1 protein-coding gene and 1 pseudogene are annotated in these 1378 nt (G+C 60.2%); both read right to left on the bottom strand.

Annotated features, from left to right (window positions below; translation table 11 throughout):
- Window positions 1–140, bottom strand: a pseudogene (locus D8U18_RS12940) (protease modulator HflC); the annotation flags it as partial.
- Entirely contained in the window at window positions 140–1312 is a 1173-nt protein-coding gene (gene hflK, locus D8U18_RS12935; RefSeq protein ID WP_056852376.1) for an FtsH protease activity modulator HflK, read from the bottom strand. The pseudogene D8U18_RS12940 and the gene hflK, both read right to left, overlap by 1 nt.
- Between the last annotated feature and the right edge of the window lie 66 nt (window positions 1313–1378).

Here is a 1378-nt window from a genome sequence, read left to right as displayed (position 1 = left end):
GGCTGAACATCGGTCTGGACCACGCGACCGAACTGCAGCAACACCGCACGCTCGGTCTGAGCCACGATGTAGAAGCAGTTCCAGGCAGCGATCGCCACGACGACGCCGACAATAAGGGCGATCAGCGATTTATTGCTCATCAGCGACTCTCCCTGGTACGTGCTTGCTGTTGCTGCAGATCAGCTGCCGCACGCGCATTCGCTTCATTGCTGCTGGCAGCGGCGCCGGTCACCGGAGTGCTGGTGCTGCGACCACTTTCGACCATCTTGTCCAGAGGCAGGTAAAGCAGGTTGCTCTGGCCATTCTTGTTGCCGGTCACGAGAACCTTGCTGGTATTGCTGAAGACTTCCTGCATGGTGTCCAGATACAGACGCTGGCGGGTAACTTCAGGTGCCTTGCGATACTCGGCGACCAGTTTGGTGAAGCGATCGGCCTCACCCTTGGCACGCGAGACGGTTTCGTCACGGTAGCCATTGGCGTCTTCGAGAATGCGCTGGGCCTGACCACGGGCTTCCGGCACGACGCCGTTGGCATAGGTTTCGGCCTGGTTACGCGAACGCTGCTCGTCTTCACGGGCGCGGATCACGTCATCGAAGGCTTCCTGGACTTCACGCGGTGCCGCTGCGCTCTGTACGTTGACCTGGGTGACCGTGATGCCGGTGCGATACGTATCCATGAAGCGTTGCAGACGCTCCTTGATCTCGCTGGCCATCAATTCACGACCTTCGGTCAGCACCTGGTCCATCGCGGTGGAACCCACCACATGGCGCAGTGCGCTGTCGGTCGCGTGCTGCAGGCTGACTTCCGGCTGATCGACGCTCAGCACGAAGTCCTGCAGGTTGCTGATCTTGTACTGCACGGTCAGCGGCACTTCGACGATGTTCTCGTCTTCGGTCAGCATCTGGCCCTGCTTGGTGTACGCACGCTCACGCGTTACGTTTTCCATGTACTTCTTGTCGATCGGCGGGAAGTAGATGTTCAGACCCGGGCCGACCGTTTCGTAGTACTTGCCGAAGCGCAGCACCACGGCTTGCTCCTGCTCGTCGACGACATAGACCGCGCTGTACAGCCATACGGCCGCCAGAACGACCAGGCCGATGCCGAGCAGGCCGCCGAAGCCGCCACTCTTGCCCGAACCACCACCGTCGTCACCCCGTTTCTTACCACCACCGAACAACCCGTTCAGGCTTTCCTGCAGCTTTCGGAAGGCCTCGTCGAGATCCGGTGGTCCCTTGCGGTCGCCGTTATTGCGACGCTTGCCACCCCAAGGATCCTGATTATTCGAGTTGCCACCCGGCTCATTCCAAGCCATAGCGCTCTCCATCTGATAAAGCAAAGACGCACCCACGGCGCGCCGACCAATGCTACAGAATGCCTG

The sequence above is a fragment of the Pseudomonas sp. Sample_10 genome (assembly GCF_004321495.1).
Classification (GTDB): domain Bacteria; phylum Pseudomonadota; class Gammaproteobacteria; order Pseudomonadales; family Pseudomonadaceae; genus Aquipseudomonas.
The sequence above is the reverse complement of the archived record's forward strand: the minus strand, read 5'-3'. Positions and strand labels throughout refer to the sequence as shown.